The sequence below is a fragment of the Bacillus sp. SD075 genome (assembly GCF_017355165.1).
GTDB lineage: Bacteria > Bacillota > Bacilli > Bacillales > DSM-1321 > Peribacillus.
On sequence record NZ_JADILK010000126.1, the window covers coordinates 1 to 298 of the forward strand.

The window sequence follows — 298 nt, forward strand, 5'->3', positions numbered from 1 at the left end:
ATTCTCTTTATTCCTTTTAACAAGGTGCGGATTTACGGTAACAACTTCAACGTTTTGTTCAACTAACCATTTTGATAGATTCAACCAGTAATGACCAGTAGGTTCCATGCCCACGATGGCGGTGTCTAAACGGTTTATTCGTTTAAGTTCTTTGATCCAACTTAGAAATTTAGTAAACCCCTCATCATTATTTTCAAAGGTTAGAGGATGACCGACCACAATTCCTCGATAGTTAACAGCTCGAGCAACATGAAATTGTTGTGCAATATCAATTCCTACAACAAGATGACGATTCGTG

Annotated in this window: 1 protein-coding gene; it reads right to left on the minus strand. The window is 37.9% G+C overall.

Translation table 11 applies throughout. The annotated features are described in order from the left end of the window. Nucleotides 1-298, minus strand: a 298-nt coding sequence (locus IOC57_RS25565; protein ID WP_207441378.1) for an IS110 family transposase, incomplete at both ends; no start/stop codon positions are given.